At 60.7% G+C, this 21,452-nt stretch carries 21 protein-coding genes; 17 read left to right on the top strand and 4 right to left on the bottom strand.

Features of this window, described 5'->3' with window-relative positions; all coding sequences use genetic code 11:
- Positions 1 to 29: 29 nt before the first annotated feature.
- From I8E17_RS06145 to I8E17_RS06200, 12 genes are all read left to right on the top strand, one after another.
- A complete protein-coding gene (locus tag I8E17_RS06145) occupies positions 30 to 2,786 on the top strand; it encodes an SPOR domain-containing protein (RefSeq protein ID WP_069611969.1) in 2,757 nt (918 codons plus the stop codon).
- A gap of 113 nt (positions 2,787 to 2,899) precedes the next feature.
- Positions 2,900 to 3,403, top strand: a complete 504-nt coding sequence (locus I8E17_RS06150) for a GNAT family N-acetyltransferase (RefSeq protein ID WP_069611970.1) — start codon at positions 2,900 to 2,902, stop codon at positions 3,401 to 3,403.
- 78 nt (positions 3,404 to 3,481) lie between these two features.
- Positions 3,482 to 4,495, top strand: a complete 1,014-nt coding sequence (gene nagZ, locus I8E17_RS06155; protein WP_069611971.1) for a beta-N-acetylhexosaminidase — start codon at positions 3,482 to 3,484, stop codon at positions 4,493 to 4,495.
- Between the two features lie 74 nt (positions 4,496 to 4,569).
- The gene (locus tag I8E17_RS06160) at positions 4,570 to 5,367 is read left to right on the top strand and encodes a ScpA family protein (protein ID WP_069612288.1); all 798 of its coding nucleotides are present in this window, start codon (positions 4,570 to 4,572) and stop codon (positions 5,365 to 5,367) included.
- Positions 5,368 to 5,410: 43 nt separating this feature from the next.
- Complete coding sequence (scpB, locus tag I8E17_RS06165) at positions 5,411 to 6,103, top strand: SMC-Scp complex subunit ScpB (RefSeq protein ID WP_229002106.1); 693 nt, start codon at positions 5,411 to 5,413, stop codon at positions 6,101 to 6,103.
- Positions 6,104 to 6,346: 243 nt separating this feature from the next.
- Entirely contained in the window at positions 6,347 to 6,553 is a 207-nt protein-coding gene (locus I8E17_RS06170) for a twin-arginine translocase TatA/TatE family subunit (protein ID WP_069611973.1), read from the top strand.
- A 56-nt stretch (positions 6,554 to 6,609) separates the two neighbouring features.
- Positions 6,610 to 7,335: a Sec-independent protein translocase protein TatB gene (gene tatB, locus I8E17_RS06175; protein ID WP_069611974.1), complete on the top strand. Its 726-nt coding sequence runs from the start codon at positions 6,610 to 6,612 to the stop codon at positions 7,333 to 7,335.
- The gene (gene tatC / locus I8E17_RS06180; protein ID WP_069611975.1) at positions 7,332 to 8,159 is read left to right on the top strand and encodes a twin-arginine translocase subunit TatC; all 828 of its coding nucleotides are present in this window, start codon (positions 7,332 to 7,334) and stop codon (positions 8,157 to 8,159) included. Before tatB ends, tatC begins: the two co-directional genes overlap by 4 nt.
- A 98-nt stretch (positions 8,160 to 8,257) precedes the next feature.
- A complete protein-coding gene (gene serS / locus I8E17_RS06185) occupies positions 8,258 to 9,541 on the top strand; it encodes a serine--tRNA ligase (protein ID WP_069611976.1) in 1,284 nt (427 codons plus the stop codon).
- A gap of 15 nt (positions 9,542 to 9,556) precedes the next feature.
- Positions 9,557 to 10,321, top strand: coding sequence for a 5'/3'-nucleotidase SurE (gene surE / locus I8E17_RS06190; protein WP_069611977.1), 765 nt, complete (start codon positions 9,557 to 9,559; stop codon positions 10,319 to 10,321).
- 4 nt (positions 10,322 to 10,325) lie between these two features.
- Positions 10,326 to 10,979 (top strand): protein-L-isoaspartate(D-aspartate) O-methyltransferase, encoded by a 654-nt coding sequence (locus I8E17_RS06195; protein ID WP_069611978.1) that lies wholly within the window; start codon positions 10,326 to 10,328, stop codon positions 10,977 to 10,979.
- 170 nt (positions 10,980 to 11,149) lie between these two features.
- The gene (locus I8E17_RS06200; protein ID WP_069611979.1) at positions 11,150 to 12,838 is read left to right on the top strand and encodes a peptidoglycan DD-metalloendopeptidase family protein; all 1,689 of its coding nucleotides are present in this window, start codon (positions 11,150 to 11,152) and stop codon (positions 12,836 to 12,838) included.
- 80 nt (positions 12,839 to 12,918) lie between these two features.
- On the opposite strand, the gene I8E17_RS06205 is transcribed toward I8E17_RS06200, so the two are convergent.
- Positions 12,919 to 13,791: an ATP-binding protein gene (locus I8E17_RS06205; RefSeq protein ID WP_069612289.1), complete on the bottom strand. Its 873-nt coding sequence runs from the start codon at positions 13,789 to 13,791 to the stop codon at positions 12,919 to 12,921.
- A gap of 206 nt (positions 13,792 to 13,997) precedes the next feature.
- On the opposite strand from I8E17_RS06205, the gene yajC reads away from it, so the two are divergent.
- The 5 genes from yajC to I8E17_RS06230 all read left to right on the top strand — a co-directional run bounded on the left by yajC (position 13,998) and on the right by I8E17_RS06230 (position 18,854).
- Positions 13,998 to 14,345, top strand: coding sequence for a preprotein translocase subunit YajC (yajC, locus tag I8E17_RS06210; RefSeq protein ID WP_047634659.1), 348 nt, complete (start codon positions 13,998 to 14,000; stop codon positions 14,343 to 14,345).
- Between the two features lie 159 nt (positions 14,346 to 14,504).
- Complete coding sequence (gene secDF, locus I8E17_RS06215; RefSeq protein ID WP_113366407.1) at positions 14,505 to 17,048, top strand: protein translocase subunit SecDF; 2,544 nt, start codon at positions 14,505 to 14,507, stop codon at positions 17,046 to 17,048.
- A gap of 4 nt (positions 17,049 to 17,052) precedes the next feature.
- Positions 17,053 to 17,439 carry an Mth938-like domain-containing protein gene (locus tag I8E17_RS06220; RefSeq protein ID WP_069611981.1) on the top strand — a complete coding sequence of 129 codons (387 nt, stop codon included), beginning with the start codon at positions 17,053 to 17,055 and terminating at the stop codon, positions 17,437 to 17,439.
- 17 nt (positions 17,440 to 17,456) lie between these two features.
- Positions 17,457 to 18,317 carry a phytoene/squalene synthase family protein gene (locus tag I8E17_RS06225; RefSeq protein WP_069611982.1) on the top strand — a complete coding sequence of 287 codons (861 nt, stop codon included), beginning with the start codon at positions 17,457 to 17,459 and terminating at the stop codon, positions 18,315 to 18,317.
- Positions 18,318 to 18,392: 75 nt separating this feature from the next.
- The gene (locus I8E17_RS06230; protein WP_069611983.1) at positions 18,393 to 18,854 is read left to right on the top strand and encodes a hypothetical protein; all 462 of its coding nucleotides are present in this window, start codon (positions 18,393 to 18,395) and stop codon (positions 18,852 to 18,854) included.
- Between the two features lie 32 nt (positions 18,855 to 18,886).
- Here the strand turns inward: I8E17_RS06230 and trmFO are convergent, their stop codons facing one another.
- The 3 genes from trmFO to I8E17_RS06245 all read right to left on the bottom strand — a co-directional run bounded on the left by trmFO (position 18,887) and on the right by I8E17_RS06245 (position 21,028).
- Entirely contained in the window at positions 18,887 to 20,323 is a 1,437-nt protein-coding gene (gene trmFO, locus I8E17_RS06235) for a methylenetetrahydrofolate--tRNA-(uracil(54)-C(5))-methyltransferase (FADH(2)-oxidizing) TrmFO (RefSeq protein WP_069611984.1), read from the bottom strand.
- Positions 20,324 to 20,366: 43 nt separating this feature from the next.
- Positions 20,367 to 20,552 (bottom strand): hypothetical protein, encoded by a 186-nt coding sequence (locus I8E17_RS06240; protein WP_229002107.1) that lies wholly within the window; start codon positions 20,550 to 20,552, stop codon positions 20,367 to 20,369.
- A 329-nt stretch (positions 20,553 to 20,881) separates the two neighbouring features.
- A complete protein-coding gene (locus tag I8E17_RS06245) occupies positions 20,882 to 21,028 on the bottom strand; it encodes a DUF1127 domain-containing protein (protein ID WP_015339702.1) in 147 nt (48 codons plus the stop codon).
- Between the last annotated feature and the right edge of the window lie 424 nt (positions 21,029 to 21,452).

A 21,452-nucleotide genomic window follows, 5' to 3' on the forward strand; every position in this document is an offset into this window, starting at 1 on the left:
AACTGTAGTGTTTGCGAGTGGAACGGGTGATGGCAGAAAAACAGTTGGCGTATCGCGCAAGCGGAAACGACGAGTTCTTTGCGGATGATGATCCGCTCGCAGAACTCGCTCGTATCGTGGGTTTTGAGCCGCGCCCCGCTGCTCAGGCAACTCCTGCGGCTCAACGGCAGGAGCCGGCCTTCAACCTGGAAGACGAGCTTCTTCGCGAATTCGAGCGCTACGATACGCCGCGAATGAGTCCGGCAAATGACATCGCTGCTCCGGCCGAGCAGGTGTCGCCGCCGAGCCATGAAGACGTTGCGCTTTCCGCCGAGCCGGTGCAGGCCGAACCCAAGTTTGAAGAGCCAAAGTTCGAAGAACTTGCGCCGCAGCCTGTGGCTCCAGTGAAGCCGACGATCGGCGCTCGCGATCTGATCGACGAGCTGGAAATGTCGATCGCGCCGGTTCTGCAGCCGGCGCCGAAGGCCGCGCCTGTTGAGCCGCAGGCGGCTGCGCCAGTGCCGAAGCCGACGCCGCAATCCGCTGCCGCCACCATACGGTTGCCGCTTGCCAACTTTGCCCTGGCAACGCCCGTCGCCTCGCGGGAGCAGTTCACGCCGCCGGTCGCGCCTGCTGTTGCTCAGCCGGCGCCGAAAGCCACGTCTGACGAAGCGCTGTTCGACGATGCCCTTGATTTCGAGGCGTTTGATCCTGTCGAGCCTCCGCGCGCTCCGGAAGCTGTCTCGCAGCCTGCTGCATCCCAGCCGGCTGCGGCCGTCTTCCGTGCACCAGAACCGCCAAAGGTCGCGAAGGCCGATCCGGCTGCGCTTTCCGCCGAGATCGACGCTCTGCTGGCCGATGTGAATCGCTATCCGGTTCCATCCAGAGCCAACGCGCCTGCAGCGAAGGAAGAGCCGGATTTCGGCAATTTCAGTGCGCCGTTTTCCGAGCCTGCAGAGTTGTCCGCCGCTCCCGTGGCAGCCGCGCAGCATGAAGAGCCAAAGCCGATTACCTTCGGCGCGGAGGATCCTTTTGCCGGTCAGGACTTCGAATTCGATCTGGCCGATATCGAAATGGAACTTGCCGGCCTCGATTTCGCTGAAGCCGAAAAGTCTCCCGCTGCTCATCAGCAGGCTTCGGCCGCTCCGATCGCAGAGCCGATCCTTTCCCGCGCAACGCCGGTCGCTCCAGGCCCCGCCGCTCCGGTGATTGTCGCCGCAGCGCCGCAGCCGATGCGACCCGCACCGGCGCCGGCTGCGCCTGCCGCAACCACGGCAGCGCCCGTATTCGAGGCCGACCAGCCTCTGCCGTTCGATCCCACGGAAATTTCCGAGACGGAGGATCGTGTCGAGACCTTCGAGGGGTCGCATGTTCCGCATCTGCCGGCGATCGAGCCGGAGGAGCCGATCGCTGTTCCGCCGGAGTTTGATTTCGATCTCGATTCGGAAATGGCGAGCCTGCTCGGTGCGCCGGCCAAGGAAGCCGCACCCGAGCCGATCAAGCCGGCCGTTGCCGCCGCACTTGGCGGTGCTGCCGCCGCTGCTTCCTGGTCCAAGAATTCGGCAGCCCAGCCTGCTGCGCCCGTCGCAAAGCAGCCGATCGAGGAGTTCGATGAGTTCGAGCGTGCGCTGGAAGAAGACTTCCGCCGCAGCTATCGCGAGGCGGCGACGCCTGTCGAGAACGTCGCCAGGATGACGTTGAACCCCGCCGCCAACCGTCGCCCGGTCCGCTCCGTGCGCGGCATGGTCACGACTGCCGCCGTCATCGTTGTTCTCGGCGTCGGTGGCTATGGCGCTTACAGCTGGGTCCGTCACGGCGCGCCGATTTCCAGCTTCTCCGGAGAGCCGCGCGTGATTGCGGCCGATAGCGATCCGGTAAAGGTCGCTCCGGAAAATCCGGGTGGCACCGTCGTTCCGAATCAGGACAAGGCCGTCTACGATCGCGTCGCTGGCGATAGTACGGCGGCGCCGAAGCAGAAGGAGCTTGTCTCCTCCAACGAGCAGCCGGTTGACGTCGTCCAGAAGACGCTGATTCCCGAGGCGGTATCGCCTGACGACAGCGATGGCGATCAGGTGACGTCGACGCCGGTCGGTGAAACCGAAGATCCGCGCCTGCTGCCGAACCAGAATGGTGGAAACACCAACGTCGCCGCCAACAACGACGATCAGGTGCCGTCGGTCTCGCCGCGCAAGGTGCGCACGATGATCGTCAAGCCGGATGGCTCGTTGGTGCCGCGCGACGAGCCGGTTGCCGATACGGCAGCCCCAGCGGCTAAGCCGGCGAACAATCAGGTCGCATCCACCGGTTCGCGCCCGTCTCCGGCAAATGCCCCGGCAGCGGCCCAGTCGGATAATACCGATGCCGCCAGCGCCGAGAGCACGCCGATCCGCGTCGTCAAGACGAACCCGGTCCCAACGGCACGTCCGGAGCCCGCCCCCAAGGCCAATACGGCCGCTCCGGCCCAGGAAGCCCAGGCTCAAGCTCAGCCCAAGGCTCAGCCGAAGCAGGTCGCATCGGCTAGCCCGGCTGCCGCTGCCCCGGCAGCCACCTCCGCTGCAGGCGGCGGCGCTTATGGTGTGCAGATCGCATCCCTGCCGACGGAAGCCGATGCGCAGAAGTCGCAGGCGAACCTCAAGGCCAAGTTCGCCAGCATCATCGGCAATCATCCGCTGGAGATCCGCAAGGCCGACATCGCCGGCAAAGGCACCTACTATCGCGTCCGCGTCGTCGCCGGCTCGAAGGATGAGGCCGCAGCCATCTGCACTCGCTATCGCGCAGCCGGCGGCACCTGCCTGATCTCGAGGTGATCGAGTTGGGCTTTCAGCCTGGGTGTTTTCGATAGAGTTGAAAAATCCGCCCGCAGAGATCAATCTGCGGGCGGATTTATTTTTGATGCGCTAAGCGCGGGACATGGCGAACGATGCGGCATCTACAGCTATCGACGCGTCGAACGTCCATCAGGCCGTTTGTTCCTGAGAACGCCCCGGATATCTTCGCCAACATATCGCCTGGCATCACGCGTTTCATGGCTTGGCATCCGCCTGAGACTGAAGCGGCTTTTGCGGATGTTTGGCGGGGGTGGCTGAAGGCAATTGAAGACGGCTCGGAATTGCACTTCACAGCCCGCTACAGGAATGACGATCGCTTTCTGGGCGTTATCGGTATGCATGCCGCGCTGACCGACACGCCGGAGCTTGGAATTTGGCTTCGCAGCGAAGCGCAAGGCCTGGGATTCGGCCGCGAATTGATCGGCGCGATCATCGGATGGGCAAGTGCGAGCTTTTCTATCCGATATTTCGTATACCCCGTCGCGGAGGAGAACATCGCCAGCAGACGGATAGCCGAAGCCTATGGCGGCGAGGTGAGGGAGCGCAGATCAAATCCTAAATACCGCTCAGTCGTCTATCGTATACCGCCCAAATAGCCTGCCGAAGACGGTTGTTCCTGTGCATCTTCGCTTGACGTCACTCGCATTTCCCGGCGCAAGCCTTATGATTCGGATATGACCGAATCGAAATCCATGATCCTCGGCTGTAGCGGCCACACCATCACGCCCGAAGAGCGATCCTTCTATCAGGGGGAGCAGCCATGGGGCTTTATCCTGTTCGGACGCAATATTTCCGAACCGGCACAGATCGCCGATCTCGTTGCGTCTTTGCGCGATAGCGTCGGACGCGACGCTCCCGTTTTCATCGACCAGGAAGGCGGCAGGGTGCAGCGCATTCGCCCGCCGATCCTGCCGCATTATCCCTCGGGGCAGGCACTCGGCGATATCTATCGCCAGGATCGCGAACGAGGCCTGCGTGCCGCATGGCTGATGTCGCGGCTTCATGCCTTCGATCTGCTGAAATTCGGCATCAATGTCGATTGCCTGCCGGTGCTGGACGTGCCTGTGGAGGGATCGAGCAACGTCATCGGCAATCGCGCCTATGGCTCCGATCCGGTGACGGTGACGGAAATGGGACGCGCGGCTGCGGAAGGTCTGAAAGCCGGCGGTATGCTGCCCGTGATGAAGCACATGCCAGGCCACGGGCGCGGTTTTGCGGATTCGCATCATGAGTTGCCTGTCGTCTCGGCGCCCCGCGCGGAGCTGGAGGCGCATGATTTCGCTCCCTTCGTTGCAATGAAGGACGAACTCATGGCGATGACCTGCCATGTCGTCTTTACCGATATCGATCCGGAAAACCCGGCCACGACGTCGGGTAAGGTGATCGAGGAGATCATCCGCGGACATATCGGTTTCCAGGGACTGCTCCTGTCGGACGATACCTCCATGAATGCGTTGAAGGGCACGATCGGCGAGCGTGCAGCAAATATTATTGCGGGCGGATGCGATATCGTGCTGCATTGTAATGGTGTCATGGACGAGATGCGGCAGGTGGTTCGCAATGTTCCTGCTTTGGCGGGGACATCGCTGAAACGGGCCAAGGCGGTCGAAGCGGCATTCGGCAGAAATGATGGCGCCCATGAAGCCTCTATTCGGGCGGAATTCGACGCGATGTTCGCAGTGGCATAAAACCGGACTTCGAGGAACGGGCGGGTGACAGAGTGAGCGGCAGCACGGACAAGCTTCAGCAGGCGGCAACGCCGATGGACAAGCTCTGGCAGGAGGGCGAGACACAGCGCGGCTCGCACGAGCCGTCGCTTGTCGTCGACCTCGCCGGCTTTGAAGGACCGCTCGATCTGCTGCTGCATCTGGCGCGCAACCAGAAGGTCGATCTGTCCCGTATCTCCGTTCTGGCGCTGGCCGAACAGTATCTTCAGTTCATCGAGAGTGCGCGGCGTATCCGCATAGAGCTTGCGGCCGATTATCTCGTCATGGCCGCTTGGCTCGCCTATCTGAAATCCAAGCTGCTGATCCCCCAGCAGAGCAAGGAAGACGGACCGACCGGCGAGGAGATGGCGGCGACGCTCGCCTTCCGCCTGAAGCGGCTGGAAGCCATGCGCGATGCTGCCACCGATCTCGTCAATCGTAACCGCCTCGGCCGCGATATCTTCGCGCGCGGCGCGCCTGAACATATTCCGGATCGGCGCCAATCCGCCTTCGACGCCAGCCTCTATGATCTGCTCACCGCCTATGCGAGCCTGCGTCAGCGTCAGGCCGTGACCCAGGTCACGATCGAGAAGCGCCGTGTCTGGTCGCTGGCCGATGCCCGCGTTATTCTGGACAGAATGATCGGCGAAATCACCGATTGGACGGCCTTGGAACATTACCTGCTGAGCTACATGACGACTTCAAGCGAGCGGGTGACGGCGATTGCCAGCGCCTTTGCGGCATCGCTGGAGCTGGTGCGCGAAGGGCAGCTGGAAATTCGCCAGGAAGGCGCGTTTCAGCCGCTTTACATGCGGCGCGGGCCAAAGCATTCGTCGCTGGAAGCAGCGGAATAGGGCAGGAAAGCGCGTGACTGAACCGGACGACGAACAGCAGCATGTGGAGCACGAGGCGGAAGCGCCCGATGTAGACGATCGTCGGCTGAGCGAGGCCGAGCGGATCGCCGAAGCGCTGGTCTTCGCCTCGGCGCAGCCGGTTTCCGAGGCCTTCATTGCGGAGCGCGTGGCGCGTGGGGTCGATATTCCCGCTATCATGCAGAAACTCAAGGCCGATTACGCGATGCGCGGCGTCAATCTCGTCCAGGTGGATGGCGCCTGGGCCTTTCGCACGGCCGCGGATCTCTCCTTCGTGATCCGGCGTGACGAGAGCGAAGTGCGCAAGCTGTCGCGCGCGGCGCTGGAGGTGCTGGCCATTATCGCTTACCATCAGCCTGTCACGCGCGCCGAGATCGAGGATATCAGAGGCGTGCAGACCTCAAAGGGCACGCTTGACGTCCTGATGGAGTCTGGTTGGGTCCGCTTCCGTGGCCGTCGCCGCACCCCGGGGCGACCGGTGACCCTTGGCACGACGCGCGATTTCCTCGATCATTTCGGTCTCGAAGAGCTGCGCGATCTGCCCGGTCTCGAAGAGTTGAAGGGGGCGGGGTTGTTGTCAGGCCGGATTCCGGCCAATTTCAACATTCCCTCGCCGTTGATGAGCGACGAGTTGACCGAAGACGAAGATCCGATCACGCAGATGGATCTGGAGGAACTCGGCATCCTGCCGCCGAGCGGCGCAAGCTCCGGCGATTGAGCGTTGGCCGGCTCGTTCAAGGGGGGCAACCCTATTTGCGGATTTTCGCGAAACTGCCGGCAAAGTCTCTCTTTCGCCATCAGCGGGTGCGAATATAGCAATCATCCTATCGGCTTGGAGACGTTTGATCGCCCGCATCGGCGCTTGTCATCCCGATATGCGTGGATGCATTGCATTTTGGTGTTTGAAAAACATCCGCAAACGTCTTACATCGAAAAGACACTGTAATTGGGAGTTAAAGCAATGGGTTCTCTAAGCATATGGCACTGGCTGATCGTCCTCGCCATCGCGCTGTTGTTGTTCGGCCGTGGAAAGATCCCGGAGCTGATGGGTGATGTCGCCAAGGGCATCAAGAGCTTCAAGAAGGGGATGAACGACGACGAAGATACGTCGACATCCGCGTCGACGGCGTCCCGTACGGTCGAGCACAAGGCTGACGAAACGAAGTAATCATGTCGGGCAGGCGCACAAGCTGAGAAGCTTGCCGCTGGCCCAGGAGCCTTTGCATGTTCGATATAGGCTGGTCCGAGCTGGTGGTTATTGGCGTCGTGGCCTTGGTGGTGATTGGCCCCAAGGAGTTGCCGTCGACATTGCGGACTATCGGTAAGATGACGGCGCGGGCAAGGAAGGTCGCTGGCGATTTTCGTGCCCAATTTGACGAAGCCATGCGCGAGGCGGATCTGGACGATGTGCGCCAGACGATTGCCGATGCGCAGAAGCTCAATCCAGTCAACTCGCTACGGGAAGCCATGAACCCGCTGCGGGAAATGGGTAATGAGATAAAGGCTGATCTGCAGCGTGCGGCAACACCGGACAAAGCAGTCCCGGCCGCGACACCATTGCCGTCCGAGCCGGTTCCCGGCGTCTCGTCCGGCCTGTCGGAAGCACTTGCGGCCACGTCCACAATGCCTGCCGCTTCGAGCAATCCGTCGCCGGCGGCTGCTCCAGAGGCGGTGGCAGCAGTCGTCCCTCAGCCGGTGGCCGTTGGGAATGACGCTGCAGAGAAGCCGAAGGCCGCTCGCAAACCTCGTGCCAAGGTCCCGGCCAAGACCGAGGATGTTGCGGCTGCCGCCGTGCAGACGCCCGTCGTCACGGAAAAACCAAAGCGAGCCCCGCGCAAGGTCGCGGTCGCTGCTGCCGTAGAGAAGACGCCCCCAGCTCCCAGGAAGCGTCCGACTGCTACAGCCAGCAAGGCGACGCCTAAAACGCCCAAGAAGAAGGACCAGGCATGACGGGTGACATCGACGATAAGCCGCAACCGCTTATCGAACACCTTATGGAATTGCGCACACGGCTTATCTGGTCGCTCGTGGCTTTTTTCGTAGCCTTCATTGGCTGTTTCGCAGTGGCGAAGCATCTCTTCAACTATCTGGTCTATCCTTATAAATGGGCCGTCGAATGGGCTCATCTCGATCTCGCGAAGTCGGAGCTGATCTACACCGCGCCACAGGAGTTCTTCTTCACCCAGGTGAAGGTCGCCATGTTCGGCGCCTTGGTAATTTCCTTCCCGATCATCGCTTCGCAGATCTACAAGTTCGTCGCGCCCGGCCTCTATAAGAACGAGCGCAATGCCTTTCTGCCGTTTTTGATCGCTTCGCCCGTACTTTTCCTCATGGGGGCAGCACTCGTCTATTTCTTCTTCACGCCCATGGTGATGTGGTTCTTTCTGAAGATGCAGCAGACGGGTGGCGACGGTCAGGTAGGCATCGCGCTGATGCCGAAGGTCTCGGAATATCTGAGCCTCATCATGACGCTGGTTTTCTCTTTCGGGCTCGTCTTCCAGCTTCCCGTCATTACCACGCTGCTGGCACGTGTCGGCTTGCTGACGTCGGCCTGGCTCGCGGAAAAGCGCAAGTTTGCCATTGTTTTCGCCTTCATCGTCGCTGCTGTGCTTACGCCGCCGGACCCGATGTCCCAGATCGGCCTTGCACTGCCGACAATCCTTCTCTACGAGATTTCCATCTACGCGGCGAGACTCGTGGAACGCCAGCGTAGCCGGCAAGCGCTTGAAGAGAGCGGCGGGACTTCCGAGATCACTAAGACGGACGACGTCTAGGCGCGGAAGCTCAGCCTCGTTTCCCTGCTATTGCCGTTTCGACCTCCGACCGAAGTCTCGGTCGGAGCTGTACTTATGTCAAACGACCTGGAACGAAGATGCTTGATATCAGATGGATTCGTGAGAATGCCGAGGCTTTTGATGCAGCGCTTGCGAAGCGCGGTGCGGAGCCTCTGTCGCAAAGCCTCATAGCGCTCGACGAGAAGCGCCGCTCCGTCATTCAGTCCGTCCAGGATATGCAATCGCGCCGCAACGCCGCTTCCAAGGAAATCGGCGCGGCAATGGCCCAGAAGAATAGCGAGCTTGCCGAAAAGCTGAAGGCCGAGGTCGCCGATCTCAAGCTCTCGCTTCCGGCTGCGGAGGAAGAAGAGCGCACGCTGACGGCCGAGCTCAATGATGCGCTGTCGCGCATTCCGAACATCCCGCTCGAGGACGTGCCCGTTGGCAAGGACGAGCACGACAACGTCGTCAAGCATGTCTGGGGCGCCAAGCCGACTTGGAACCATCAGCCGAAAGAGCATTTCGATATCGGCGAAGCGCTCGGCTACATGGATTTCGAGCGTGCCGCCAAGCTTTCCGGCTCGCGCTTTACGGTGCTGACCGCGCAGCTTGCTCGTCTTGAGCGCGCTCTTGGTCAGTTCATGCTCGATCTCCACACCAGCGAGCACGGCTATACCGAAGTCAGCGCACCGCTGATGGTACGCGACGAGGCGATGTTCGGAACGGGTCAGCTGCCGAAATTTGCCGAGGACTCCTTCAGGACCACGGACGGTCGCTGGCTGATCCCGACGGCTGAGGTTTCGCTGACCAATCTCGTCTCCGGCGAAATTCTCGATCAGGAGAAGCTGCCGCTGCGCTTCACAGCACTCACGCCGTCTTTCCGTTCGGAAGCAGGCTCTGCCGGTCGCGATACGCGCGGCATGCTGCGCCAGCATCAGTTCTGGAAGTGCGAGCTGGTGTCGATCACCGACGCCGAAAGCTCCATTGCCGAGCATGAGCGGATGACGGCTTGCGCGGAGGAAGTGCTGAAGCGCCTCGGCCTGCATTATCGTGTCATGACGCTGTCGACCGGCGACATGGGCTTTGGCGCCCGCAAGACCTACGACCTCGAAGTCTGGCTGCCGGGGCAGGATACCTATCGAGAGATTTCCTCCTGCTCCGTCTGTGGTGATTTCCAGGCCCGGCGCATGAATGCGCGTTATCGCGGCAAGGACGACAAGAACACCAAGTTCGTTCACACGCTGAACGGCTCGGGAACGGCCGTCGGCCGCTGCCTGATCGCCGTGCTTGAGAATTATCTCAATGCTGACGGCTCGGTCACTATCCCCGACGTACTCCTGCCATATATGGGTGGTCTGAAGAGGATCGAAAAAGCAGCATAATCAGGTGGTGGGGCGATGCGTATTCTTTTGACCAATGATGACGGCATTCACGCCGAAGGTCTGGCGGCATTAGAGCGCATCGCCCTCACTCTGTCTGACGATGTCTGGGTCGTTGCGCCCGAGACGGATCAGAGCGGCCTTGCTCACTCATTGAGCCTTTCCGAACCGTTGCGCATGCGCAAGGTTTCCGACAGGCATTATGCTTTGCGGGGAACGCCGACCGATTGCGTCATCATGGCGATCCGCAAGGTTCTGGATATCAAGCCGGATCTGGTGCTCTCCGGTGTCAATTCCGGCTCGAATGTCGCCGACGACGTCACCTATTCCGGCACCATCGCCGGTGCCATAGAGGGCACGCTGCAAGGCGTGCGCTCCTTTGCTTTGAGCCAGGCCTATCTCTATGAAAACGGCGCGCGCGTCGTGCCCTGGGAAGTGGCAGAAGCACATGCTCCGGCTTTGCTTAACAAGCTCATGAACGTCGATCTGTCTGACGGGACCTTCCTCAATCTGAATTTTCCGAATTGCCGCCCCGAAGAGGTCGACGGAGCGGAAGTGACCGCACAGGGCAATCTTGCCTTCAACGTGCAGGTCGAGGAGCGGGCCGATGGCCGCGGCTTCCCTTACTATTGGCTTCGCTTCGGTGAGCGGAGCGGCATCTTCCGTCCAGGGACCGATATTCAGGCGTTGAAACAAAATCGTATTTCGGTAACGCCTTTGAAACTCGATCTGACGGATTATTCGGCGCAAGATCGCGTGGCGCGGGCACTCGGTATGGAGTAGCGGATTGACACCTCGTTTGGTGGAAAAGGAAGGCTTTGCGGCCGTGGTGTTGCGGCTGCGGGCGGAAGGCATATTGGACATCGATCTGATGACGGCGGTCGAGCAGACGCCGCGCCTGCCTTTCGTGCCGGCGCAATTTGCCGATGATGCCTATTCCAGCCGCACGATTCCGATCGATTGCGGTGCCTTCATGGAAGGCATCGATCTCGTAGTGCGTATTCTCCATGGCTTGAAGATCAAGCCTGGCCATCGCGTTCTCGAGATCGGCACGGGAAGCGGTTTCACTGCCGCCGTCATGGGGCGGATCGTCGAGCGCGTGCTGACGGTCGATCGCTACAAGACGCTGACGACATCGGCGCAGCAGCGCATGGATACGCTTGGGCTGCGCAATGTCATCATCCGTCAGGCGGACGGCAGCGCCGGTTTGCCGGGCGAGGGCACCTTCGATCGCATCCTGGTGACGGCAGCTTTCACGACAATGCCGCGCTTTTATGCCGAACAGCTCGTGTCCGGCGGTTCGATGATAGCCCCGCTTATTATTGATGAGCGCACATGTCGCTTGGTGCGACTGACGAAGACGGGAAGCCGATTCGAGCGCGAAGAATTGTTCGACGTTCCCTATCAGCCCATCGTGCCGATGCTCGCCTCCTATCTTTGAGGCTCAATTCGGGCTGATGCCCCTATGAAACGGGCGCATTGGCGCCGTTTCATTCTCTATGGTTAGCAATTCCTCAAAAAAACACATGCCGCACCAGTGCTTTAACCGCATGGTAAGATTAACGCGCTTTAATCGACCCATAATCGGTTGCGTCTTAAGTGGGTCGAGTCATGGGTTTCAGTCTTTCTTCAAACGTCAGCAAATCGGCAGGGAAAGTCCTGGTGGCCATTCTTCTGGCGAGTACGGCCACAGCCTGTAGTTCGGACACCACCCGTTTCAGCGGTCTCTTTAATAGAACCGACAATGTAACGACCGGCTCGATCAATCGCCGCAGCCTCAATGGTCCGAACGGTGACCCCGTGCCGCGCGCCGATGTCGCTCAGGCGGGCGGCTACGGCCAGCAGGATTATTCGCAGCAGAGCGCACCGGTGACGCAACCCTACCCGAATTCGCCGGCTCGCTATAACCCGTCCTATTCCAGTGCACGGGCTTCGACCGCCCCCGTTGCAATTCAGCGCACCGATCTTGCTCCTCCGAGTGCTTCCGCCAGCAATTCTCGTCGGATGCCGCAGGCGGAATCGGAGGCAATGGCGCAGCCGTTCCCCGCGTCTCGCAACAATAACGGCTCCCGCGCCGCGCCGGCACTTGCTCCCGACACCATGTCGACAGGCACGATCAAGGCCGCCGCCGCGCAGCAGATGTCTCCCGGCTGGACCACGGTCAATGCTCCGAGCGTGACGCTGCATCAGGGTGAAAATATTGCGCTGTTGTCGCGCCGCTACGGCGTTCCGGAAAAGGAAATTCTGCGTGCGAATGGCCTGCGCAATGGCGCTGCCGCGCAGCCCGGCCAGCAGATCGTCATCCCGACGATGAATGGGGCAGGTGTTTCAGGCCCGGCCAAGATGGCCGCTGAAGCGACTGATCTTTCCAAGGGCGGCAAGATGCCTGGTCCCGCCAAGGCGCCGCAGCAGGAAGCGCTCGCATTGCCCTCCGGCAACCAGATGCGCGGCAAGTCCCAAGCGGGCCTCGCTGACCCCAATAAGCTTGCAGCCGGTAATGGCAAGGGGCCGACGCCGAAGGGCACCTATGTCGTCAAGCCGGGTGACTCGCTGGCAAGAATCGCCAAGGAAAGCGGTGTGAGCGTCGCCGAACTGAAGCGTGCGAACAACATGCAGGCCGGCGATAGCATTCGCATCGGACAGGCACTCGCGTTGCCACACGGCTCCGTCGCCGCTGCAGACCCGGTCAAGACCGCCTCGATAGAGCCTCAGAAGGCTTCCGCCAAGCCGGGCGCGTTGCCTGTGGAGCCGAAGCAGGTCGCCGCAGACCCGATCGCCAAGCAGGCACCCAAGGCGGTTGCCCATGCCGACGCGGCAGCTGATGCCCCTGCCAAGCCGAAGGAAGTTGCCTCCGCTTCGCCGAGCCAGTCCATCAACGATGCCGCAAAGTCGGATGCGCAGGCCGATGCGCCCGAGGCGACCGGTATTGGCAAATATCGCTGGCCGGTTCGCGGCGCTGTCGTCGCCGGCTATGGCGCCAACGTCAACGGCAGCCGCAACGACGGCATCGACATCTCCGTTCCCGAGGGCACGCCGATCAAGGCGGCCGAAAACGGCGTCGTCATCTATGCCGGCAATGGCCTAAAGGAACTCGGTAACACGGTTCTCGTCCGCCACGACGACGGTACCGTCACGGTCTACGGTCATGCGGACGCACTCAGCGTCACTCGCGGCCAGAAGGTCCAGCGTGGTCAGACGCTCGCGACGTCGGGCATGAGCGGCAATGTCAGCCAGCCGCAGCTGCACTTCGAAGTCCGAAAGAATTCGGCTCCGGTCAACCCAATGACGTTCCTTGAATAGTAGGTAGTGCGTCTCAAGGACTCTGCAAAAAGCCCGGTTAAAGCCGGGCTTTTTGTCGTTTATGGCGAGTCGATCGAAGATCAATCACGCTCCAGCACGATGCGCAGCCGGCCGGCGAGATCCTGGATGTATTGCCAGGCGACACGGCCGGAACGGGCGCCGCGGGTCGTTGCCCATTCCAAGGCTTCGTGATGCATCTGGGCGCGATCGAGATCAAGCTTGAAGTGATCGGCATAGGCGTCGATCATCTGCAGATAGTCTTCCTGGCTGCACTTGTGGAAGCCGAGCCAAAGGCCGAAGCGATCGGAGAGCGATACCTTTTCCTCAACGGCTTCCGAGGGATTGATCGCGGTCGATTGCTCGTTTTCCATCATGTGGCGCGGCAGCAGGTGGCGACGGTTGGATGTGGCATAGAACAGCACATTATCAGGCCGACCTTCGACGCCGCCGTCCAATGCCGCCTTCAGCGACTTGTAGGCGGTATCGTCATGATCGAAGGAGAGGTCGTCACAGAAGATGATGATGCGATGCGGCGTTGCCTTCAATATATCGAGCAGCACCGGCAGCGAGGAAATATCCTCGCGATGCACTTCGATCAGCTTTAGCGACACGCCGGTCGCCCGACGCACGTCTTCGTGCACTGCCTTGACCAGCGAGGATTTGCCCATGCCGCGCGCGCCCCAGAGCAGCACGTTGTTGGCGGCGAAACCTTCGGCAAAACGAAGCGTGTTCTCGTGCAGGATATCGCGCACGTGATCGACGCCGCGGATAAGGGTCAGCGCCACGCGGTTCGGCCGCGGCACCGGCTGCAGATGAAGCCGGGCAGGAGCCCAGACGAAACAATCGGCGGCATTCCAGTCATTGACGGCCGGGGCCGGCCCGGCCAGACGTTCGACAGCGTCGGCAAGGCGACGGACTTCGGCAAGGATCAGGGCGTTTTGGTCTTCAGTCACCGTTTCCTCCTGAATATTGAACAAGAAAGTCGTAAAATGCGCGCGCTGTCTTGCCGGGTATCATGCTCCTTTGGGGCCTGAAAGGCTAACAGACCGGGAAAACGGTACGGTTGACGGCTGTTTTTGTTGCATTCGCCATACGCGTAACTATATTCCGGCCACCTGACGCGGGGCCTGTTCCCGCTCGGAATTCAAGGGAGTTCTCGATGTTTATCACCAACGCATATGCGCAGAGCGCGACAGATTCGGCCGCGAGTGCCTTCGGCGGTTCCGGCTTTGAAATGATCATCCTGTTTGTGCCGCTGATGGTCGTTTGGTATTTCCTCCTCATCCGTCCGCAGCGCGCGCAGGCGAAGAAGCGCGACGAGATCCTGAAGAACATCCGTCGCGGCGATCAGATCGTTACCAGCGGCATCGTCGGCAAGGTCACCAAGGTCATCGACGAAAAGGAACTGGAAGTCGAGATCGCTGAAGGCGTGCGCATCCGCGTTGTCCGCAGCGCCATTTCCGAGGTTCGCGTCAAGGGCGAACCCGTCAAGGCGGACGCCGCGTAAGGCTCCTCCCGAGAGGTGGCGCCTGCCGCCGCTGCGCATCTTCGAAATTCGAGATCGACTTTCTTGAAGGACTGTGCACAAATTCAAGGTGTTACTGCGCCCTTTGCATTTTCCGTCGAAAGCGAGGGCGCGGTAGGGAAGCCCTAATTCGAGAGAGCGATGCTGCACGTCTCCTGGTGGAAGACCGCCCTGATCTGGTTCGTCGTTCTCTTGAGCGTGCTTCTGGCCGCCCCCAACCTGCTTGGTGAGCGCTCGCTTTCATCGTTTCCAGCATGGTGGGCACATCGAAAGATCGAGCTTGGCCTTGATCTCCGCGGCGGATCGCATCTGCTACTGAAGATCGAACGGGGTGATGTCGAGAAGGATCGCCTGGAAAGCATTGTCGGCGATATCGCCACCCGGTTGCGCACCGTCAATGTCGCCTATTCGGGCCTCACCGGCACCGGCCGAAAAATCCAGCTTCGCATCGGCGATCCCTCGCAGGTTCAGGCTGCTTTGACGGCATTGCGGCCGCTGACGGCGGGATCCGATAAGCCGTCCGTTGTTCTGTCCCAAGGTGACAATGGCGCGCTGACGCTCGATATCACCGATGCGGATATCAACAGTCATGTCTCATCGGCGATCGCACGCGCGATCAAGGTCATTCATGCCCGTATCGCGCAACTCGGTGTTGGAGAACCATTGATTCGCCGGCAGGGATCCGATCGTATCATCGTTCAGGTGCCCGACCTTGCCGATGCGCAGCGGCTGAAAAACCTTCTCGGCCAGCCCGCCAAGCTCAGCTTCCGCCTGATCGATCAGTCGATGTCGGTCCAGGACGCCATGGACAAGCAGCCGCCGGCCGGATCCGACGTGCTGTTTTCCGAAGATGATCCGCCCGTTGGCTATCTCGTGCAGCGGCAGCCACTGCTCTCCAACGTCGATTTTTCCGATGCCGTGGCGGTCGTTGACAATCAGAAAGGCGAAGGCACCGTTTCCGTCAGGCTGACGCCGGAGGCGACCCACCGCTTCGCGCAATCGACGGCCAGCAATCTCGGCAAGATCATCGTCGTCGTGCTTGACGATCAGGTCATCTCCGCTGCCTCTCTGAAGACGGTCATTGCAACAGGCGAGATCGACGTTCCCGGAGATTTCACCGCCCAGGGCGCGCAGGATCTGACCGTCATGGTCAAGAGCGGTCCGCTGCCGGCAATCCTGACGACGGTCGAAGAGCGCACCATTCAGCCGGGCCTTGGCGGCGAAACGGCGCATTATGGTCTGATTGCCTGCATTGCGGCCGCCGTCTTCGTTGCGGCCCTGATGATCGGCTTCTACCGCCTGCTCGGCATCATCGCGACCATCTCGCTCGTCATCAACATGATCATGGTCGCGGCCCTCATGGGCCTGCTCGGAATTACGCTCACCCTGCCGGGTGTCGCTGCCATCGTCCTCATTATCGGCATCGGTCTCGATGCGTTGGTGCTGATCTACGAGCGCGTGCGCGAAGAGGAGAAGAAGACCCATCTTCTCGTCGATGCGCTGCGCCACGGCTTCAACCGGGCAGCTGCGACCGTCGCCGACGCCAATCTGACGGTTCTGATCGTCGCGGCCATTCTCTTTTATGCAAGCACCGGCGCGGTGCGCGGCTTTGCCGCCACGTTGATGGTGGGTGTCGTCACCACCTTCTTCACTTCCTGCTTCGTCACACGGTCGCTGGTGAACATGTGGATCTCGCGCCGCAAGCCGCGTACTTTGCTTGTTGGCGTGCGCAGCGGCATTTTCGACAATGCCAATATCCGCTTCATGGGCATTCGCCGCTATACGTTTACGGTCTCTGCGGCTCTTTCGGTCGTCACTCTCATTGCCTTCGCGACGGTCGGCATGCACCTCGGCATCGATTTTGCCGGCGGATCGATCATCGAGGTCCGGGCCAAACAGGGCGTTGCCGATCCCGTCGACATTCAAACCCGTCTTGACGCCGTCATTCCGGGCGACGTGCGCGTCGAACGGCTCGCCGATCGTCTCGGTGCAGTGGTTCGCGTTCATGCTCAGGAGGGCGGTGAAAACGCCGAACAATCCGCCGTCTCGCTCGTTCAGGACGAGCTGGGCAAGGATTACAATTTCGCCCGCGTCGAAGTGGTCGGTCCAGCCGTATCGGGCGAGATCACCACCACGGCCTCCCTTGCCGTTCTTGCGGCTCTGGCGGCAATCCTGATCTACATATGGGTACGGTTTGAATGGCAGTTTGCCGTCGGCGCCATCATTGCGACGCTGCACGATGTCATCCTGACGCTCGGCCTTTTCGTGCTGTCAGGCATGGAATTCAACATGACGAGCATCGCCGCGATCCTGACCATCGTCGGCTATTCGCTGAACGACACCGTCGTCGTCTATGACCGCATGCGCGAGAATCTGAAGCGCTATTCGCAGATGCCGCTGCCGATTCTGATCGATGCTTCCATCAATCAGACACTATCTCGTACCATTCTGACATCGGCGACGACGCTTCTGGCGCTGCTTGCCCTCTACATCTTCGGCGGCGAGGTGATCCGTGCCTTCACCTTCGTCCTGCTTTTCGGCGTCGCTGTCGGCACTTTCTCGTCGATTTATATTGCGGCGCCCGTGCTGATCCTGTTCAAGCTGCGTCCGGACAAGTTCCAGACCGGCGGCGAAAACAATGGACCCGCGGCCGGCAACATCCAGTCAGGCAAACCAGCGGTGTGATACAGTGGCTAAAGGTATAGAAATCCGAAACGCGCATTTCCCCGGACGCGCACCGATCGACGCTTACGGCAATGGCGGCTTTCGCTTCGCAGACATGTCGCATCGCGGTTCGCTGCTGTGCCTGCCTTCGGGCATCTACGGCTGGGACATGCTGCAGGGCGATGCGCTGACGCCGGATCGCTTCCAGAAGGTTCTCGATGAAGCCGCCGAGATCGAAGTGTTGCTCGTCGGCACCGGCATGGAGCTGCGACCGCTTCCCGCCGAGCTGAAGGCCGCCCTGCGTGGAAAGCAAATTTCGTCCGACCCGATGAGCACGGGGGCAGCGGTGCGCACCTTCAACATCATGCTTTCCGAATCGCGTGCCGTGGCCGCGGCGCTGATCGCCGTCTGACCTTCGGATTCAAACGTATGAAAACACCAGCTGCGCCTCGGAGCAATCGAGACATCTGCCTCGCCACGCTTCGCGACACCGATCGTGATCGTTATCTTGCATGCCTGCTGGCACCGGAGGATAAGCGCCCGGCACTTGCAGCGCTCTATGCCTTCAACGCCGAGCTGGCGCGCGTACGCGATCTCGTGCATGAGCCGCTGCCCGGCGAAGTGCGGATGCAATACTGGCGCGATCTGCTCGAAGGGCAGTCCCACGGTTCGAGTGAGGCCAATCCGCTGGCTTCCGAACTTCTCACTGCGATTGAAGAGTATCGCCTGCCGCGCCAGACGCTGATCGACATGATCGATGCGCGCATATTCGATCTCTACGATGATCCCATGGAAAGCCGCAGCAGTCTGGAAGGCTATGCCGGTGAGACGGCTTCGGCCCTTATCCAGCTTGCAAGTCTGGTCCTGTCCGCCGATGAAGCGAAGCGCTCCGCCGATGCCGCCGGCCATGCCGGCGTTGCGCAGGCGATTGCCGGTCTGCTGCTCCTGATGCCGCTGCACCGCCATCGCGGCCAGCTCTACCTACCGCTGGAGATCCTGGCGGCAACCGGCCTCGATCGCGACGGTTTTCTCGCCGGCGACGACAAGCCACGCATTTCGGCGGCGATCGAGGCCTTCGCCGGTCTCGGTCGCGAGCATCTCGCCAAGGCGAGGGCGGCAGGCGCCATATCGCAGGCCGTATTCCCGGCGTTTCTGCCTGTCACCTTGGCCGAGCCTGTCTTGCAGAAGGCACAGAAGCTCGGAGCCGGCATCTTCGATCAATCCCTGGTGCTGCCGCAATGGCGCCGGCAGCTGCGCATGGCGATAGCGTCGATCACAAAGAAAATCTAAAATACACCAAGCTCGCACAAGTCTCGGCGTCTATGGAGATGGCGGCACTTGATTTGCATTTCAGGGGGATCTGCCATGGGTATTGTCGTCTGGTGCATACTGTTTGCGATTGTCATCTTCATTGCCTATTACGCGACGCGCATGGCATCGCAGAACAAGGAAGACGGCCTGCACGATACCGGCCTTGCGATTCTGGAATTCGGCCGCGCTTTTCCGACGGAGGCTATTCGCCAGTTGCAGACGACTGCAGACGGGCAGGCGGTTTTCGTGCGTCTGCATGATGACAAGGCGGGGTTCATGCGCAATGTGCGCAATCATTTCAGCGTCCATCTGATCGAACCCGGCCGTGCCCGTGCCAAGATTTCGGCAACCGGACGCGGCTTGATCGTCGATTTTCTGGATGTGCCCCACCACAACGGCACATTCGAATTCAAGACGCCTGCCGAAGCCGCGGAAGTGTCGCTCTGGCTGCTTGGCAATTATGTGGCAGGTGACGACGCCAAGCTGCAGGAGCAGGCGTCGCCGGCCAAGGCTTGAAATCCCGAAAGCTCGGTCCCAAGCTCAGGTTGTCAGGCGCTCTCTGCGAATACGGGTGCCGGCACGCCGAGCCAGCTAGCGCAATCGGCAAGCGCACGCTTGGCGATGAGCTGGCGTTTCATGATGGTCTTGTCCTTGCCGCGAAAGCGCTTGACGCCTTCCGGCTTGACGATCGAACCCGGCTCCAGCTCCGGGAAAAGCCCGAAATTGATGTTCATCGGCTGGAAGGAGCGTTTGCCCGGCTCCTCGTCGGAGACGATGTGGCCGCCGGTGATGTGGTTCAGCAATGAGCCGAGCGCCGTGGTATCCGGCGGCGGCGAGGGTGCTTCGCCCTTGCGCTCCGCTGCGGCGAAACGGCCGGCGAGCAGGCCGATGCTGGCGCTCTCGACATAGCCTTCGCAGCCTGTGATCTGGCCGGCGAAACGCAGGCCCGGGCGCGACTTCAAGACCAGCGAGCGGTCGAGCAGGGTCGGCGAGTTGATGTAGGTATTGCGGTGCAGGCCGCCGAGGCGGGCGAATTCCGCGTTTTCGAGACCGGGAATCAGGCGGAAGATCTCCGCCTGCGCGCCGTACTTCAGCTTCGTCTGGAAACCGACCATGTTGTAGAGCGTACCGAGCGCATTATCCTGACGCAGCTGCACGACCGCATAGGCCTTGACCGTGGGATTATGGGCATTGGTGAGCCCCATCGGCTTCATCGGCCCGTGGCGCAGTGTTTCGCGCCCGCGCTCCGCCATGACTTCGATCGGCAGGCAGCCGTCGAAATAGGGCGTGCCTTCCCATTCCTTGAAGCCGACGGCATCGCCGGCGATCAGGGCATCGACGAAGGCATTATACTGGGCCTCGTCCATCGGACAGTTGATATAGTCCTTACCGGTGCCGCCGGGGCCGACTTTGTCGTAGCGCGACTGATACCAGCAAATGTCCATGTTGATGCTGTCGCGATAGACAATCGGCGCGATGGCGTCGAAGAAGGCGAGCGCATCCGCCCCGGTTTCAGCCTGGATGGCGCTGGCAAGCCCGGGCGCGGTCAGTGGGCCGGTGGCGATGATCGCCTGGTCCCATTCCCTCGGCGGCAGCCCCTGGATTTCCTCACGGACGACCGTGATCAGGGGATGATCTGCAATCGCTTGGGTTACGGCTGCCGAGAAGCCGTCCCGATCGACAGCAAGCGCGCCGCCGGCCGGTACCTGATGCTTATCCGCGCATGCCATGATAAGCGAACCCGCCATGCGCATTTCCGCGTGGATGACGCCGACCGCATTGCTGGTGGCATCGTCGGAGCGGAACGAGTTGGAGCACACCAGCTCGGCAAGATCATCCGTCTTGTGCGCTTCGGTGCCGCGCACACCGCGCATTTCATGCAGGATGACCGGAACGCCGGCATTGGCGATCTGCCATGCGGCTTCCGAGCCGGCGAGGCCGCCGCCGATGATGTGGATAGGGGAGTGAGAAGTGATCTGTGTCATGCGCGCGTCATTATCACGGGCAGGCCGGCGATCCAATGCTTTGCTAAAAGCCGGAATCAAAAACGGCGCCGAAAGGCGCCGTCTTGAAGCAATCTGCCCAGTCCGTTTTTATTAACGGAAAGAACGAGCAGCGATGTTGCGGATTTCGTAGCGGCTGACGCCGATGTCCGAAAGGGTCTGGCTGGACAGGTTGCCAAGTTCGTTCAGGGTGCGGCGGTAGCTGATCCAGTTCTTTGCAATGCGAATCGGGTTCATGATCTTTTCCTCGGTATCTTGTTTGCGGGCGGTGTAATTACCGCCTCAGCGCTTGCACTCTATATAGGCGCGAAGAGGCTGATTGTGCAGTGCAAAGAAGATGCGTCTGCTATGCATTTGTGCAATATGACGCCCAAAAAGCAGTCGATGCTCAAAATTTGTGTGCTTTGCAGATAAGGAATAGCTCGCGGCGGATCGGTTATGCTGCGCTTGCTCAGTCGATAGGCAAAAAAAGAACGCCCGCCGCGGAGATCCGCAACGGGCGTTGAGAGGCTTTCGCGGGTGGCGAAGCCTATCCGGCGATTAGCGGCCGGTGGCTTCGCGAGCAACGCGATGGATGTCGGCGCGGTCGATGCCAAGGTCGTGCAGTTCACGCGAGCTCATACGGCCGAGTTCGTTAACGGTCTGACGATACTTGCGCCAGTTGTTGAAAGAGCGGGTCAGGTTCATTGTAGTCCCTTTCGAGGATCAAGGGATCGAGCAGTTCCGTGATTGGTTCCGTCTTCGATCTAATGGATTTAAATATATGCTGCGCCGCGAAAACTAAAAGCGCGAAAGCTTCATGTCACCTATGCATAACGCGCAAGCCTTGTGGGTCTTTGTCTAAGATGGTGGCTGCTTTGTGTGCATGCCGCGGGCAAAGCTGGTCCGTCGCCGTAAGTCAATTCCGCGCCCGTGTCAGCCATTCCGAAGCGTTTGCCGGTAGCCGCTCGCTTTTTAGCCGTCTTTTCGCCAGCCCTGCTGTTTTGGAGCGGCAGATGTTGCCGCGAACTGCCGTGTGGCGGTTGAGAAATGAGCTCGATAACTCTTCCCACTGACGATTGCCATCTGATGGCCGGCATGGGCATCCGGGCAGCCTAAACCGATTTAGGGG

It is taken from the genome of Rhizobium sp. AB2/73 (assembly GCF_020871915.1).
Classification (GTDB): domain Bacteria; phylum Pseudomonadota; class Alphaproteobacteria; order Rhizobiales; family Rhizobiaceae; genus Rhizobium; species Rhizobium dioscoreae.

What these genes read in the sequence shown, in the direction of transcription:
- I8E17_RS06145 (WP_069611969.1), top strand. Translation starts at nt 30, where the DNA reads ATGGCAGAAAAACAGTTGGCGTATCGCGCAAGCGGAAACGACGAGTTC.
- I8E17_RS06150 (WP_069611970.1), top strand. Translation starts at nt 2,900, where the DNA reads ATGCGGCATCTACAGCTATCGACGCGTCGAACGTCCATCAGGCCGTTT.
- nagZ (WP_069611971.1), top strand. Translation starts at nt 3,482, where the DNA reads ATGACCGAATCGAAATCCATGATCCTCGGCTGTAGCGGCCACACCATC.
- I8E17_RS06160 (WP_069612288.1), top strand. Translation starts at nt 4,570, where the DNA reads ATGGACAAGCTCTGGCAGGAGGGCGAGACACAGCGCGGCTCGCACGAG.
- I8E17_RS06170 (WP_069611973.1), top strand. Translation starts at nt 6,347, where the DNA reads ATGGGTTCTCTAAGCATATGGCACTGGCTGATCGTCCTCGCCATCGCG.
- tatB (WP_069611974.1), top strand. Translation starts at nt 6,610, where the DNA reads ATGTTCGATATAGGCTGGTCCGAGCTGGTGGTTATTGGCGTCGTGGCC.
- tatC (WP_069611975.1), top strand. Translation starts at nt 7,332, where the DNA reads ATGACGGGTGACATCGACGATAAGCCGCAACCGCTTATCGAACACCTT.
- serS (WP_069611976.1), top strand. Translation starts at nt 8,258, where the DNA reads ATGCTTGATATCAGATGGATTCGTGAGAATGCCGAGGCTTTTGATGCA.
- surE (WP_069611977.1), top strand. Translation starts at nt 9,557, where the DNA reads ATGCGTATTCTTTTGACCAATGATGACGGCATTCACGCCGAAGGTCTG.
- I8E17_RS06200 (WP_069611979.1), top strand. Translation starts at nt 11,150, where the DNA reads ATGGGTTTCAGTCTTTCTTCAAACGTCAGCAAATCGGCAGGGAAAGTC.
- yajC (WP_047634659.1), top strand. Translation starts at nt 13,998, where the DNA reads ATGTTTATCACCAACGCATATGCGCAGAGCGCGACAGATTCGGCCGCG.
- secDF (WP_113366407.1), top strand. Translation starts at nt 14,505, where the DNA reads ATGCTGCACGTCTCCTGGTGGAAGACCGCCCTGATCTGGTTCGTCGTT.
- I8E17_RS06225 (WP_069611982.1), top strand. Translation starts at nt 17,457, where the DNA reads ATGAAAACACCAGCTGCGCCTCGGAGCAATCGAGACATCTGCCTCGCC.
- I8E17_RS06230 (WP_069611983.1), top strand. Translation starts at nt 18,393, where the DNA reads ATGGGTATTGTCGTCTGGTGCATACTGTTTGCGATTGTCATCTTCATT.
- trmFO (WP_069611984.1), bottom strand. Translation starts at nt 20,323, where the DNA reads ATGACACAGATCACTTCTCACTCCCCTATCCACATCATCGGCGGCGGC.
- I8E17_RS06245 (WP_015339702.1), bottom strand. Translation starts at nt 21,028, where the DNA reads ATGAACCTGACCCGCTCTTTCAACAACTGGCGCAAGTATCGTCAGACC.